General features: G+C 32.9%; 11 protein-coding genes and 1 other RNA gene. 2 read left to right on the top strand and 10 right to left on the bottom strand.

The genetic code is table 11. From position 1 onward, the window contains the following. Window positions 1-26 precede the first annotated feature (26 nt). The 5 genes from alaS to HMPREF2897_RS06590 form a co-directional block, all read right to left on the bottom strand. Window positions 27-2,657, bottom strand: a complete 2,631-nt coding sequence (gene alaS, locus HMPREF2897_RS06610; RefSeq protein WP_002446602.1) for an alanine--tRNA ligase — start codon at window positions 2,655-2,657, stop codon at window positions 27-29. Between the two features lie 328 nt (window positions 2,658-2,985). Then, a complete protein-coding gene (locus HMPREF2897_RS06605; RefSeq protein WP_070592832.1) occupies window positions 2,986-5,418 on the bottom strand; it encodes an SF1B family DNA helicase RecD2 in 2,433 nt (810 codons plus the stop codon). Between the two features lies 1 nt (window position 5,419). Further along, window positions 5,420-6,088, bottom strand: a complete 669-nt coding sequence (locus HMPREF2897_RS06600) for a tetratricopeptide repeat protein (RefSeq protein WP_070592831.1) — start codon at window positions 6,086-6,088, stop codon at window positions 5,420-5,422. Between the two features lie 162 nt (window positions 6,089-6,250). Beyond that, a complete protein-coding gene (mnmA, locus tag HMPREF2897_RS06595) occupies window positions 6,251-7,369 on the bottom strand; it encodes a tRNA 2-thiouridine(34) synthase MnmA (RefSeq protein WP_002475161.1) in 1,119 nt (372 codons plus the stop codon). Beyond that, window positions 7,369-8,511 (bottom strand): cysteine desulfurase family protein, encoded by a 1,143-nt coding sequence (locus HMPREF2897_RS06590; RefSeq protein WP_002446606.1) that lies wholly within the window; start codon window positions 8,509-8,511, stop codon window positions 7,369-7,371. The genes mnmA and HMPREF2897_RS06590 overlap by 1 nt, the downstream gene beginning before the upstream one ends. 244 nt (window positions 8,512-8,755) lie before the next feature. Here HMPREF2897_RS06590 and HMPREF2897_RS06585 point away from each other — a divergent pair, with 244 nt between their 5' ends. Further along, window positions 8,756-9,751, top strand: coding sequence for an LLM class flavin-dependent oxidoreductase (locus HMPREF2897_RS06585; RefSeq protein ID WP_070592830.1), 996 nt, complete (start codon window positions 8,756-8,758; stop codon window positions 9,749-9,751). A 203-nt stretch (window positions 9,752-9,954) separates the two neighbouring features. On the opposite strand, the gene HMPREF2897_RS06580 is transcribed toward HMPREF2897_RS06585, so the two are convergent. Together HMPREF2897_RS06580 and cymR are read right to left on the bottom strand one after the other, a co-directional pair. Beyond that, complete coding sequence (locus tag HMPREF2897_RS06580; protein ID WP_002446608.1) at window positions 9,955-10,098, bottom strand: SAS049 family protein; 144 nt, start codon at window positions 10,096-10,098, stop codon at window positions 9,955-9,957. 186 nt (window positions 10,099-10,284) lie between these two features. After that, window positions 10,285-10,707, bottom strand: coding sequence for a cysteine metabolism transcriptional regulator CymR (gene cymR / locus HMPREF2897_RS06575; RefSeq protein WP_002446609.1), 423 nt, complete (start codon window positions 10,705-10,707; stop codon window positions 10,285-10,287). A gap of 85 nt (window positions 10,708-10,792) precedes the next feature. Here cymR and HMPREF2897_RS06570 point away from each other — a divergent pair, with 85 nt between their 5' ends. Beyond that, on the top strand, window positions 10,793-12,064 hold the full coding sequence (locus tag HMPREF2897_RS06570; RefSeq protein ID WP_070592829.1) for a replication-associated recombination protein A: 1,272 nt from the start codon (window positions 10,793-10,795) through the stop codon (window positions 12,062-12,064). A 171-nt stretch (window positions 12,065-12,235) separates the two neighbouring features. Here the strand turns inward: HMPREF2897_RS06570 and HMPREF2897_RS06565 are convergent, their stop codons facing one another. The 3 genes from HMPREF2897_RS06565 to aspS all read right to left on the bottom strand — a co-directional run bounded on the left by HMPREF2897_RS06565 (window position 12,236) and on the right by aspS (window position 15,333). Continuing rightward, complete coding sequence (locus HMPREF2897_RS06565; RefSeq protein WP_002475155.1) at window positions 12,236-13,012, bottom strand: tRNA threonylcarbamoyladenosine dehydratase; 777 nt, start codon at window positions 13,010-13,012, stop codon at window positions 12,236-12,238. 89 nt (window positions 13,013-13,101) lie between these two features. After that, window positions 13,102-13,292, bottom strand: a non-coding RNA gene (gene ssrS / locus HMPREF2897_RS06560) — 6S RNA. Window positions 13,293-13,566: 274 nt separating this feature from the next. Beyond that, entirely contained in the window at window positions 13,567-15,333 is a 1,767-nt protein-coding gene (aspS, locus tag HMPREF2897_RS06555; protein WP_002446612.1) for an aspartate--tRNA ligase, read from the bottom strand.

Here is a 15,333-nt window from a genome sequence, read left to right as displayed (position 1 = left end):
TAATTCTACACCATTATTTATTGGAGTTATAGATTTTTAATGTAATCTTTAATAAAGCGTAATGCTTCTGTTATTTTTTCAGGTTGGGTTCCGCCACCTTGAGCCATATCAGGACGGCCGCCACCTTTTCCACCAATAATTGGTGTCATGTTTTTGATAAGATCTCCAGCTTTCACTTGATTTGTAAGTGATTTTGGTACTGTAGCAATTACAGAAACCTTTCCATCAACTTGTCCGACTAACACTATAATAGTATCTTGAAGTTTAGATTTAAAGTCATCCATAATTGAACGTATCGCTTTTGGATTTGGAATTTCTACTTCTGTTGCTAAAACTTTCAAATCATTAATTAACTCAACCTGTTCTTCAATGTTCCCCAACTTTAGTGATGTGATTTCTTTGTTGCGTTGTTCTAATTGTTTAAGCAGTTCTTTTTCTTCTTCTTGAAGTTGTTTAACTTTTTCAACTACTTGGTTATCAGATTTAACTTTTAAATGATTTTTAATAGTATTAAATTGAGTTTCAATTTCTTCAAGGTGTAAGAATGCACCTTTACCTGTTAAAGCTTCTATTCTTCTAACACCAGCGCCTGTTCCAGATTCACTCACAATCTTAAAGAGACCGATTTCCGCAGTATTATTCACATGTATTCCACCGCACAATTCTATTGAAAATGGTGCCATATTGACAACGCGAACAATATCTCCATATTTTTCACCAAATAAAGCCATAGCGCCTATTGATTTGGCTTCTTCAATACTCATTTCTTGAATACGGACATCGATAGCTCTCCAAATTTCCTCATTTACTCTACGTTCTACTAAATTAATTTCTTCTTGTGTCATAGGACCAAAATGTGAAAAGTCAAAACGTAGTCTTTCAGGTTCAACTAACGAACCAGCCTGATTAACATGATCTCCTAATACTTCTTTTAAAGCAGCATGTAGTAAATGTGTAGCACTATGATTTTTTTGAATAAGTCGTCTATCCTCTTTGTTAACACGTGCTTCAACTTTCGCGTTCTGTGTTGCTTCGCCAAATTGCACAACACCTTTGTGTAAGTTTTGGCCATTAGGTGCTTTAGTTACGTCAGTTACATTTATTTCAAAGTTCTCATTACCAACTGTTCCCTTATCTGCGACCTGTCCACCACTTACTGCATAGAAAGGCGTTTCTCTTAAAATAAAGTAAATTGTTTCTCCTGCTTCAGCATGTTTGACTTCTTCACCATTGTATATGATATGAGTTAATAATGATTGATAGTCCGTAGTTTCATACCCAACAAATTGACTATCATCTTGAATATTTTTCAGTACTTCACTTTGAACTTGCATTGATTGAGAATTCTGTCGAGCTTGTCTAGCTCGATCTCTCTGTTGTTGCATTTCCTGCTCAAAAGTAGGCATATCAACAGACAAATTTTCTTGAGTTGCTAATTCTTCGGTTAATTCTATTGGGAATCCATAAGTATCATATAACTTAAAAGCATCATGACCTTTAATAACCTGATCACTATTCTTCGCTTCTTTTATCAGTTCATTTAAAATCGTAAGACCTTCCTCAAGCGTTTCATGGAAGCGTTCTTCCTCTGATTTAATGACACGTTTAATAAAGTGGGACTTGTCTTTGACATTTGGATAATATGGTTCCATGATATCAGCGACTATATCAACAAGTTTATACATAAATGGTTCATTAATTCCCAATGATTGGCTAAAGCGTACTGCTCTACGTAATAATCTTCTTAATACATATCCTCGACCCTCATTAGCTGGTAATGCGCCATCAGCAATTGCGAATGAAATTGTTCTAATGTGGTCTGCGATAACTTTAAATGCAACATCTTGTGCATCATCAATTAAATATTTTTTTCCTGAAACATGTTCTACTTCCTTAATTATAGGCATAAATAAGTCTGTTTCATAATTTGTTCTTACATTTTGTGAGATAGAAGTCATACGTTCTAATCCCATGCCAGTATCAATATTTTTGTTTGGTAGTGGTGTGTAAGTATTGTCTTTATTGTGATTAAACTCACTAAACACTAGATTCCAGACTTCTAAATATCTTTCGTTTTCACCACCAGGATACATTTCTTCAGCAGGATCATCTTTTCCATAAGCCAATCCACGATCATAGAAAATTTCTGTATTCGGTCCAGATGGTCCTTCCCCGATATCCCAAAAATTGCCCTCTATTCGAATAATACGACTTTCCTCTAAACCAATGTCTTCATGCCAAATTCTATAAGCTTCAGTATCTTCAGGATGAATAGTCACATATAGCTTCTCAGGTTCCATGCCCATCCATTTATCGCTTGTTAGAAATTCCCAAGCAAATTCAATCGCTTCATGTTTAAAGTAGTCACCGATTGAAAAATTACCTAGCATCTCAAAAAAAGTATGGTGGCGAGCAGTAAAACCGACGTTTTCTATATCGTTTGTTCGTATAGCTTTTTGAGAATTGACAATTCTTGGTTTTTTAGGAGTTTCACGCCCGTCAAAGTATTTTTTTAAGGTAGCTACACCAGAATTGATCCACAATAATGAATCATCATCGATAGGTACAAGTGGTGCAGATGGTTCAATCATATGGCCCTTTTCTACAAAGAAATCCAAATATTTTTGCCTAATTTCACTAGCTTTCATTTTTTTCATAAATAAAAACTCTCCTTCATACGTTTTTGTTAGCTCAGTTAGATAGTCATAGTTGAGTATTATTCAAGAATATAAAAACGTTCATCCACAAAGGGACGAACGTTATCGCGGTACCACCCTAGTTATAAGAATTGTGACCTATTTACATACTTGAATTTTGTTTGTCTACTATTTCTTATCACTTTGTATACTTTATTTACCTAATATAGAGTAGCATTCAATAATTTTGTTTGTACTTTTCACCAACCAGTACATCTCTATAATTCAAAAGTTATTTACTCGTCTCTATACTTACTTAGTTTTATTTTATTTTCTTTACATTGATTTGTCAATGTTCAACGAAGTCATATGGCGTCATTTCCCCCATATTAATCATTGGATCAATTTGGAAAATTGTCGACTCGTTTAATTGGATATCATTTTCTTTTTCATTATTCAAATCCAGTTGATTTTCATTTTGTTTTTGCTCGTTAATAGTTTGTTTATTTGTATTTAAATTATTTTTGTTTTGTCCAAAATACGATTTTAACAAATCATTTAATTGTGTTAATCGTGTTTGTCCATTTGTTTTTAAACCTATATCAAACGCTTCTTGTTCACCAAGCAAAACAAGTGATTGTTTAGCTCTAGTTAATCCTGTATAAAGAATGGGACGTTGTAACATCCTATAATATTGTCTAACAATAGGCATAATAACAATAGGAAATTCTGAACCTTGTGATTTATGGATAGATGTACAATATGCATGTGTTAGTTCCATTAAATCTTGTTTAGTAAATGTAATTTCATTACCTTCAAAATCTACAACTAACACATCTTTATTTAGAGCATTTTCTTTGGCCCAAAATATACCTACTATTATACCTATATCCCCATTAAATATATTATCATTAGGTCGATTAACTAACTGAAGTACTTTATCCCCTTTTCGAAACACCGCTTCACCAAATTCTATTTCACGATCATCTTGTTGTTTCGGATTAAGAATAGATTGTAGAACTTGGTTAAGTCTCTTAATACCAGCGTTACCTTTATACATAGGAGCCAAAACTTGTATATCACTCATATCATAGCCTTTAGCTACAGCGCTTTTAACTACTTTATCAACAACGTCTGGTATTTGATTCGTACCACAACGAATAAAACTACGATCATGATAACGTTTAGTAATATCGATAGGTTCATTTAATTTCATACGGTGAGCTAAGTCAATAATACTGGAACCATCTTGCTGACGATATACTTCGGTAAGATTAACACGCGGTATTATTTCAGAATCAATAAGGTCTTTAAATACCTGTCCTGGACCTACTGATGGTAACTGATCTTCATCTCCGACAAATACAATTTGTGCTTCTAAAGGCACAGCACTTAAAAATTGATGGAACAACCAAGTATCTACCATTGACATTTCATCGATGATAATGAGTCTTGCATTTATTTCATTTTCTAAAATATCCTGAGGTTGTGTATCTTGGTTCCAACCGATTAAACGATGTATTGTCATTGCTTCTAAACCTGTCGATTCATGAAGGCGCTTAGAAGCACGACCTGTGGGTGCGGCTAACACTACTGGATAATCATCTTCATTGTAATCATCATAATCGAGAGAGAGCCCATGTATTTCTGCATATAATTCAACTATACCTTTAATGACTGTGGTTTTACCGGTGCCCGGACCGCCAGTTAAAAGCATAATTTTAGAATTTATTGCTGTTTCAAGCGCTTCTTTTTGAGAGGCAGAGTAATTAACCTTATTTTGTGACTCAATATCACCAATATGTATTTGTAAATCAGACTGTTCTATTTCTTTTAATTTAGATGTGTTTGTTTTAATTCGGTATAAGTTTTGCACACTTTTCAATTCTGAATAGTATAAACTTGGAATTGATACCTGATCAGCTTCAGATACTAATTTTTTCTCTTCTGATAAAACGTCAATTATTTCTAGTAATTGCTCTGTTTCAACTGGTTTCTCAATATCTTCATTGAGTAAATTTTGTGTTGTTTCTATAACAATGGTACGAGGTAGATATGTATGTCCTTGTTTAATACATTCTTCTTCTAATGTAAATAATAATGCTGCTTTTAATCTTTCAGGTGAATGTGGCTCAATACCGACGTTTCGAGCGAGTTGATCAGCCTTATTAAATCCAATACCTTTAATGTCATATACTAATTGGTAAGGGTTTTTATCTAAAACATTTAAAGTATCACCCATATAGAACTGATATATAGCCATTGATAATTTCGGTCCAAACCCAAGGTCGTGTAAACGTATCATAATTTTCTCAGATTCTTGGTTTGCATTAATCTGATCAGCAATTTGTTTTTGTTTCTTCTTTGGTAAACTAGGTACATTTTCTAAGATTTCTGGGCGAGTTAAAATATCATTTATAGCATTTTCACCTAGTGTATTTACAATGTTTTGAGCCGTTTTTTTACCGATGCCTTTAAATAAATCACTTGATAAGTAACTAATAATAGCATCTTTAGTTTGAAGTAACTCTTTTTCAAATCTTTCAGCCTTTAATTGCTTACCATAACGTGGATGTTGTACGACTTGCCCCTTAAAAGTATAAACATCGCCTTCAACTACATTGGGAAGAAACCCTACCACAGTTGGCATACTATCAAATTTTTCGTTTGATTCGATAGTATCTACTTTTAGAACAGTATAAAAATTATCCGTATTTTGAAATAAAATAGTATCAACTGTACCTTTGATCATTGAATAATCAAAAAGTGTAGGGTCAGACATATTATTCCTCCTCTTTCATAGTTTTGAATGTCTTTAATGCATGTTGGCTAAGTAAATGTTTTTCATCAATTGATATTGCTTGTTCAAAATATGCAATTGCTTCATCTAAATCTTCATTTTTCATATATGTTGCTAAACCAAGATTATATATACCATCTACATGTTGTGAATCGATAGAAAGAACCTTATTTAATTGTTTAATTGCTTCATCAAACATTTCGAGTTGACATAGTACTAAACCATATTGAAATCGTACTTCTAAATCTCTATCATCGTCCAATTCAGCTGCAGTCATTAAAAATGGTAAAGCTTCTTTAAAAGCACCTAGTTGATTAAATGACATACCAATCATATAATTACAATCTTTTTTCGCAACTTCATATTGTAGTGCAGTTTGATATAGTTTTATTGCTTCGTTATAACGTTCTTCATTATAATAAATATTCGCCAAGTTATAGTAAACAGCACCATTTTCAGGTTCAATAGTTAATGCCTTTTGAAAAAAACGTTCTGCTTTTTCAATTTCTCCAACATCTGATAATACAATACCTGCGTTAATATAATTTTCAACAATGGCTGGATTTTCTTCTATATTTTCAAACAAGTCTTTCAAAGCGGTATCTAATTTACCATCTTTAATGTTTTGGTATATCTTACTTTGTTCGTGCATTTTTTCTCCCTCATTTCTACACGATTATAACATGATTATTGAAATATGTATTTTCAGGACATTTAAGTCAATTTTTCTTTATTTATATATTTTTTATTAAAAAACAAGTCATAAAAAAACCGTTAATACAAGAATTTCTCATGAATTAACGGTATAAGCAATTTATACGACGTAACTTAATTGACCTTCGTTTTTATAAACATCATCAATTGTAGCGCCACCTAAACATACTTCTTGATTATAGAAGACAACTGCTTGACCAGGTGTGATTGCTCTTACTGGTTCAGCAAAAGTTACTCTAATGGAATTCTCGTTTTCGCGTTGAACATAAACTTTAGTATCTTTTTGGCGATAACGGAATTTAGCTGTACATTCAAAACCTTTTTCCAAATCAATTTCACTTGGATTAACAAATGAAAAATCAGAAGCTATAAGATAATCACTATAAAGTGCATCATGATGGAATCCTTGTTCAACATATAATATGTTATCATTTAAATTTTTACCAACAACAAACCATGGATCTCCATCTCCACCGATGCCTAAGCCGTGGCGTTGACCAATTGTATAATACATCAATCCGCTATGCTGTCCCATTTTTTTTCCGTTCAATGTCAACATTTCACCAGATTGAGCTGGTAAGTATTGTGATAAAAATTCTTTAAAGTTTCTTTCACCGATAAAACAAATACCTGTTGAGTCTTTTTTCTTGGCAGTAGCTAAATTTTGCTCTTCTGCAATACGTCTTACTTCACTTTTTTCAATATCTCCAATTGGGAACATGACTTTGGATAGTTGTTCTTGGGATAATTGATTTAAAAAGTAAGTTTGATCTTTATTATTGTCAACACCTCTTAGCATTTCAACATGCCCATCCTCATGACGACGTATACGTGCATAATGACCTGTAGCGACATAATCAGCCCCTAATTTTAAAGCATGTTCTAAAAATGCTTTAAATTTAATTTCTTTATTACACATTACATCAGGGTTAGGTGTACGACCTTTTTTATATTCATCAAGAAAATAAGTAAATACTTTATCCCAATACTGTTCTTCAAAATTAACAGCGTAGTATGGGATGCCAATTTGATTACATACTGCAATCACGTCATTATAATCCTCAGTGGCTGTACACACTCCATTTTCATCAGTATCGTCCCAATTTTTCATAAATATACCTATTACATCATAACCTTGTTCTTTCAACAAGTATGCAGTAACAGAGCTATCCACTCCACCAGACATGCCCACAACTACGCGTATATCTTTGTTAGACACTATGATTCCTCCTTAAATTTATGATAGATTTTATGAATTTCAGCTACTATATATTTAATTTCTTGTGGTGTTGTTTGTTCATTAAAGCTAAAACGTACTGAATGTTTTGCTCGTTCTTCATCTTCAAACATAGCTGCGAGTACATGAGATGGTGTCGTAGAACCTGCTGTACAAGCAGAACCTGAAGATACATATACATGGGCTAAATCTAGTAATGTTAACATTGTTTCAACATCTATAAATGGAAAATAAATATTTAAAATATGCCCCGTTGAATCTGTCATCGAACCGTTTAATTCAAACGGAATTGCCCTTTCCTGTAACTGAACTAAAAATAATTCTTTTAAATTCATTAAATGAACATTATTTGCATCTTGATTAGTTATAGCTAATTCAAGTGCCTTTGTTAATCCTACAATTTGAGGTAAATTTTCTGTACCTGCTCGACGTTTGGTTTCTTGTTCACCACCAAGTTGATTATATGCTATTGGTGTATACTCTTTTACTAATAGCAAACCAACACCTTTAGGACCACCAAATTTGTGTGCTGAAATACTCATCGTATCAATTTTAAAATTATGAAAATCTAAATCTAAATGTCCAATGGCTTGAACAGCATCAACATGGAATAATGCATGAGTGTCTGCAATAATATCTTCAATATCATAAATATTTTGTACTGTTCCAATCTCATTATTTACAAACATAATTGATACTAAAATTGTTCTATCATTAATTGTTTCTTTTAATTGGTCTAAATCAACTGCACCAGTATCATCTACATCTAGATACGTAACATCATAACCTTCTTTTTCAAGTTGCTCATATACATGTAATACTGAGTGGTGTTCAATTTTCGTGGTAATAATATGATTACCTAATTGTTCATTCGCTTTCACTAATCCTTTTATAGCAGTATTATTTGATTCTGTTGCACCACTTGTAAATATTACTTCATTTGGATTCGCTCCCAACAATTGTGCAACTGTACGACGTGACTGGTCAAGATATTTACGCGCATCTCTACCAATAGAATGTATTGACGATGGATTACCAAAATGAGATTGATATATTTCCATCATAGCATCTATTACTTCTTGTTTTACTGGCGTAGTCGCAGCATAATCTGCGTATACTTCCATGTTTGGACACTCCTTGTCAAATTATCAATGTTCCTATAATAGCACCATTATTTATTTATTTCTACTTTTCTGTTTTTCCAATGAAAGAAAATGTAAGTCATTTAAATTTTAACATCTAACCTACCAATTTATCGAATAACATTTTTGTATATAAAGTTAAAATAATTTGAGCAATTCAATATTGAAAATCGAAAATGATTGTTATACTTCAACTATTATTAATAATGGAAAGGAAGCATTTTGTATGAAAAATATAAAATTATCTGCATTAAACTTAGTACCTATACGTGAAGGTCAAGAAGATAAAGATGCAATTAACGACATGGTTACACTCGCTCAAGCATTAGATGACTTAGATTATGAGCGATACTGGATTGCAGAGCATCATAATGCTCCAAATTTAGTTAGTTCAGCTACTTCTCTATTAATTCAACATACATTAGAACATACTCATTCTATCAAAGTAGGTTCTGGAGGCATAATGTTACCGAATCATGCACCATTAGTCGTAGCAGAACAATTTGGGACATTAGAAACATTATTCCCTCAACGTGTGGACTTAGGATTAGGACGTGCTCCTGGTACAGATATGATGACTGCGAGCGCATTAAGAAGAGATCAGCATAATGGTGTTTATCAATTTCCTGAAGAAGTTGAACAACTGCAACAATATTTTGGACCGGGTCATCAACAAGCATATGTACGTGCTTATCCTGCGGTAAATAAAAATGTCCCAATGTATATTTTAGGTTCATCTACAGATTCTGCACATTTAGCTGCACGTAAAGGGTTACCATATGTTTTTGCAGGACATTTTGCTCCACAACAAATGAAGGAAGCACTACAAATTTATAGAGAATTATTTGAACCTTCAGAAGTACTAGATAAACCTTATGTAATTGTTTGTTTAAATACAATTGTGTCAGACTCTGATGAACAAGCAGAATATTTAGCAACTACGACGTCTCAAATAATGGTGAGTATAACACGAGGAAAAATGCAACCTGTCCAACCACCAACAGATGATTTAAAGGCACTATTAACACCGCGCGAATATGAATTAGCGCAACAACGTTTAAAAGGTTCACTTATAGGATCTGAAGATACAGTTAAACAAAAACTTGAATCGTTCATAAAAGAATACGGCGATATCGATGAACTCATGGCAATTAGTTATATCTATGATCAAGACAAACAAATAGAATCATATCGAAGATTAGAACGTGCAATTAAATCATAGTAAAATGTTAACACCTTACCAATGTTTACTGAGGGTTAGACATTCAATATTGTCTCACTCTTTTGATGAATTTTAATAAGTTAAATATGATTTTCATAACTTTATATATAAATCATTTTGTATTAAAAAATTAATAGCTACCAACACTGTTTCAAACTGTGTTGGTAGCTATTTAACCTTTTAAAATCATTTAGGGGCTTTTTTTATTTATCCTTTTTGTCGTTTTTATCTTTGTTGTCTTCGCCACCTGTATATTCATTTATTTTATCTTTTACTTTGTTAACTTGTTCGTTATCACTATCTTTAAATTTTTCAGCAGCTTCTTTAGCTTTATCCATAAAACCCATAAAATTTACTCCTCTCAGTTATAAAAGTTTATTTATAGCAACAATAAAATGGATTAAAAATGTGAATCCATGATTGCTATGTTTTGTTATAACCTCAAAAAATATTAGTTAAACATTGTAGGCAAAATTTTTACGAGTAAATAATAAATGGTCATATCTATATATCTATTTAACCACTATAAAAATTTAAATATAGAACATATAACCATCTAAGTCTTCATTCGTATCTTTGTAATCTGCAAGATATTTTAATGTAGTATGATCTAAAACATCTCTTACAGCGTCTCTCATTCTAATCCATAGTTGCTTTTGTGCAGGCGGTTCTGAATCAATACTCTCTACAAACGTAATCGGTCCTTCTAGTAATCGGATAATATCTCCTGCAGTAATTTCTTCTGATGGAACTCTAAGTTGATAACCACCTTTAGCACCTCGAACGCTTCGAATTAATCCAGCATTTCTTAAAGGGCCTACTAATTGTTCAAGATATAAATCACTTAGTTTATTTTCTTCAGCAATTGTTTTTAGTGATACACAACCTTGACCTTCTCTTTTAGCAAGAGATATCATCAATGTTAATCCGTATCTCCCTTTTGTTGATATTTTCATTGTATAACCTCACTTAATTCGAATAGTATCTGTTACCATTCTATCATTTTTTACGTTAATATAATATTAGAAAGGTGTGAAAAATGTGAGTACAGAACCATTAGCCTCTCGAATGAGACCGAAAAATATAGATGAAATTATATCTCAACAGCACCTGGTTGGTCCGAAAGGTATAATAAGAAGGATGGTAGATACTAAACGTCTTTCTTCTATGATTTTTTATGGTCCACCTGGAATTGGTAAAACAAGTATTGCAAAAGCAATTTCAGGAAGTACACAATTTAAATTCAGACAATTAAATGCCGTAACTAATACAAAGAAAGATATGCAGTTAGTTGTCGAAGAAGCGAAGATGTCAGGACAAGTTATCTTACTATTAGATGAAATTCATCGTTTAGACAAAGCTAAACAAGATTTTTTATTACCTCATCTTGAAAATGGTAAAATTGTATTAATCGGTGCAACAACTTCAAATCCTTATCATGCGATAAATCCAGCGATACGATCTAGAGCACAAATATTTGAGCTTTACCCATTAAATCAAGATGATATAAGATTGGCATTAGATAGAGCTATAAATGATAAGGAAAGGGGTTTAAGTACTTATCATCCTATTGTAGATGAAGATGCTATCGAATATTTTTCAACGCAAAGCCAAGGCGATGTTAGAAGTTCATTAAACGCTTTGGAATTAGCTGTACTAAGTGCTCATATTGATGAACAAAACGAAAGACATATTACTTTAGATGACGCAAAAGATTGCTTACAAAAAGGTGCTTTTGTAAGCGATAAAGATGGCGACATGCATTACGATGTCATGAGTGCTTTTCAAAAATCAATTAGAGGTAGTGATGTCAATGCAGCACTCCACTACTTAGCACGTCTAATTGAAGCTGGTGACTTACCTACAATCGTACGTCGATTACTTGTAATTAGTTATGAAGATGTTGGGTTAGCATCACCTAATGCAGGTCAGAGGACTTTAGCAGCGATACAATCAGCTGAACGTCTAGGTTTTCCAGAAGCACGAATTCCCCTTAGTCAAGCGGTAATAGAATTATGCTTATCACCTAAATCAAATTCTGGTATCACAGCAATAGATAAAGCTCTTGGAGATATAAGAAATGGACATATAGGTCAAATACCAGATTATCTGAAAGACGGTCATTATTCAGGCGCTAAAAAGTTAGGACGGGCTATAGGTTACAAATATCCTCATAACTATGAAAATGGTCATGTTGTACAACAGTACTTACCAGAAAAATTAAAAAACAGAGTGTATTATGAACCAAAAACCACATCAAAAAGCGAACAACAATTTAAAACAATTTACGATAATTTACGAAATAAAACATAATTATATTCATTGAAAATATGTAGCGAAGATTAATATGTTAGTTGCAAAAAACCTGGGACAATGGTAATGTCCCAGGTTTTTACAATAAGTTATTGTAGATTTATTTAAACTATGAATCAAATTTTACAAAAAATAGAAGATAGTATTTTTCTTGCAATGAGATAGATGACTTTAATTTAGTCCTTTATCTTTAATTCGCCTTACAGGTATATCTTTTAAAATATCATTGACAACGTAGCTTGCACAAATAAGGCCTACTACACTTGGAACAAATGCATTAGAAGATGGAGGCATTTGCCCTTTTCTATTGATTGCATTTTTATCTCCTACTGTTTCTTTTACGTCCTCGCGTATAACAATAGGACTTTCATCAGAAAATACTACTTTAACACCCTTACGAATACCAAGACGTTTCAAACGATTTCTAATTACTTTAGCCATAGGATCAGTATGTGTCTTTGAAATATCTGCAATTTCAAAACGTGTCGGATCAGTCTTATTTGCTGCACCCATACTTGAAATTAACTCAATTCCTCTTTCTAAACACTCTTTCATGAGATGAACTTTATAAATGATTGTATCGCTCGCATCAATAAAATAATCAATATCATAATTATTAAAAATATCTTTGTATGTTTCCTCAGTATAAAACATATGCAAAGAAGTAACTTTACAATCAGGATTTATTAATTTGATTCTTTCTTCCATTAGCGTGACTTTACTTTGACCAATAGTTGATGTCAGTGCATGGATTTGCCTGTTCACATTTGTAATATCGACATCATCTTTATCTATAAGTATGATGTGCCCAATATTAGTCCGAGCTAATGCTTCAGCTGCAAATGACCCGACGCCGCCAACGCCTAAAACTGCAACAGTCTTATTTTTTAGTAAGTCCAGCCCTTCTTGTCCTATTGCTAATTCGTTCCTTGAAAATTGATGTTTCATCTTTAGCTCCTTTAATTCCAATTCATTATATCTATGCCTCTTTATAATTATTTACACAAAAATACGCAAGACAAAAGTCTTGCGTACCGATAGAGTCCGTTGATGCCGTAGTTATAAATAGCTTGATCATTCGGCCTGCTATATACAGGTGGGTGCCCTGTTTCTCGTTTTGCAAGTCCTCCTATAGAGGCGTGTGCGCTGCGAGAAAACCTATTGGGCTCCCTGATCAAAGAGTGTTAGGCCCAAATAAAAAGCAAACTTACGAACACCACAGATGACTATCTTATGAAATTATCATACCACAATTTAAAAAGAGAAGTAAATTTTAAAGACTTATCATTTAGCTCAAATGTGTATTAATTTTTCATGAATTCTAAACTAGTTCCAAAATTAGAATATAATGTCTGATTAATTATCTTACTCATCGTTGTTTTACATTCATTTCTTACGATTGACCTCTCTGTGCCAATCTCTTAAGAACCATTAAATTAAGGCCCTAGTCCCAACTTGCTTTGTCTGTTGAATTTCTTTGTGAAATTCTCTTTGTTGGGGCCCTAGTGTCTGATTCTTAGTGAGAGTTCTTGGAGTTGTTTATCAGATACTTCTCCTGGAGCGTCAGTTAAAAGACATGTAGCTGATGCTGTTTTAGGGAATGCAATTGTATCTCTTAAGTTTGTTCTATTTGTTAATAACATCACAAGTCTATCTAATCCTAACGCAATACCACCATGAGGTGGAGCACCGTATTTAAAGGCATCTAATAAGAAACCAAATTGTTCTTGAGCTTGTTCATTAGTAAATCCTAAAACTTCAAACATTTTTTGTTGCAATTCACCATCGTGTATTCTTATAGAACCACCACCAAGTTCATAACCATTTAGAACAATATCATAAGCGTTAGCTTGTACATTTTCAGGTTCTGTGTCTAGCTTTTCGATATCTTCTCTTTTAGGTGAAGTAAATGGATGATGTGCAGCTACATAACGTTTTGCATCTTCATCATACTCTAATAACGGCCAATCAGTTACCCATAAGAAATTTAATTTTGATTCATCAATTAAACCTAATTCTTTTGCTAACTTAATTCTTAAAGCCCCTAAACTTTGAGCAACAACATTAGGTTTATCAGCTACAAACATTACTAAATCTCCAGGTTTAGCTTCTGTTAATTGTTTAAGTGTTTCAACATTAGCATCTTCGAAAAATCTAGCAATTGGGCCACTTAAACCATCATCAACAACTTTAACCCAAGCTAATCCTTTTGCACCATATATATTTACAAACTCTGTTAATGCATCCATGTCTTTACGTGTATATTTATCTGCAGCGTCTTTTGCGACAATTGCTTTAATTTCGCCGTTGTTGTCTACAGTATCTTTAAAAACTTTAAAATTCATTTCTTTACCAAGCTGTGACACATTGATAAGTTCCATACCGAAACGAGTGTCAGGTTTATCTGAACCATAACGATCCATAGCCTCTGCATATGTCATACGTGGGAAAGGCCCACTAACGTCTATTCCTTTTACATCTTTAACAACTTTACGTAACATATCTTCACCCATGGCTATGATATCTTCTTGATCGACAAAACTCATTTCAATATCAACTTGAGTGAATTCTGGTTGGCGATCTGCACGTAAGTCTTCATCGCGGAAACATTTAACAATTTGATAATATTTGTCAAAACCACTTATCATTAATAGTTGTTTAAATAATTGTGGTGATTGTGGCAACGCGTAAAATTCACCCTCGTGTACACGGGAAGGTACTAAATAATCTCGCGCACCCTCAGGTGTTGATTTTGTTAATACTGGTGTTTCAATATCGAAGAACCCATTATTATCTAAGTATTGACGGATAGAACGCGTAGTTTGATGTCTCATTTTAAAAGTTTGTGCTAATTCTTGTCTACGCAAATCTAAATATCTATATTTTAATCGAATATTTTCATCAACGTTTACATTTTCTTCATTAATTGAAAATGGAGGTGTTTCTGATTTGTTAATAATCTCAATATTTGAAACTTGAACCTCAACTTGACCTGTTTTGATTTTTGGATTAATAGTTTCAGCATCACGTTTTGTTACTACACCTTGAACTTCGACTACATATTCTGAGCGTACTGTTTCAGCAACTTGCAATGCTTCTTCTGAAAAGTCAGGATTAAAAACTATTTGGACAATACCTTCACGATCTCTTAAATCAACAAAAATTAATCCACCTAAATCGCGTCTGTTATGAACCCAACCTTTTAATGTTACTTTTTCGTTTAAAAATTCTTCTGTGACTAAACCACAATACGTTGTTCTTTTATTCAT

This window comes from Staphylococcus sp. HMSC065D05, from assembly GCF_001813195.1.
GTDB lineage: Bacteria > Bacillota > Bacilli > Staphylococcales > Staphylococcaceae > Staphylococcus > Staphylococcus epidermidis.
This window is presented reverse-complemented; position numbering and strand designations above follow the sequence as displayed.

Bases quoted from the DNA above. Each gene is read 5' to 3' on its own strand.
- aspS (WP_002446612.1), bottom strand. From the start codon at position 15,333: ATGAATAAAAGAACAACGTATTGTGGTTTAGTCACAGAAGAATTTTTA.
- alaS (WP_002446602.1), bottom strand. From the start codon at position 2,657: ATGAAAAAAATGAAAGCTAGTGAAATTAGGCAAAAATATTTGGATTTC.
- HMPREF2897_RS06600 (WP_070592831.1), bottom strand. From the start codon at position 6,088: ATGCACGAACAAAGTAAGATATACCAAAACATTAAAGATGGTAAATTA.
- HMPREF2897_RS06590 (WP_002446606.1), bottom strand. From the start codon at position 8,511: ATGGAAGTATACGCAGATTATGCTGCGACTACGCCAGTAAAACAAGAA.
- HMPREF2897_RS06565 (WP_002475155.1), bottom strand. From the start codon at position 13,012: ATGAAACATCAATTTTCAAGGAACGAATTAGCAATAGGACAAGAAGGG.
- HMPREF2897_RS06605 (WP_070592832.1), bottom strand. From the start codon at position 5,418: ATGTCTGACCCTACACTTTTTGATTATTCAATGATCAAAGGTACAGTT.
- HMPREF2897_RS06580 (WP_002446608.1), bottom strand. From the start codon at position 10,098: ATGGGTTTTATGGATAAAGCTAAAGAAGCTGCTGAAAAATTTAAAGAT.
- HMPREF2897_RS06585 (WP_070592830.1), top strand. From the start codon at position 8,756: ATGAAAAATATAAAATTATCTGCATTAAACTTAGTACCTATACGTGAA.
- cymR (WP_002446609.1), bottom strand. From the start codon at position 10,707: ATGAAAATATCAACAAAAGGGAGATACGGATTAACATTGATGATATCT.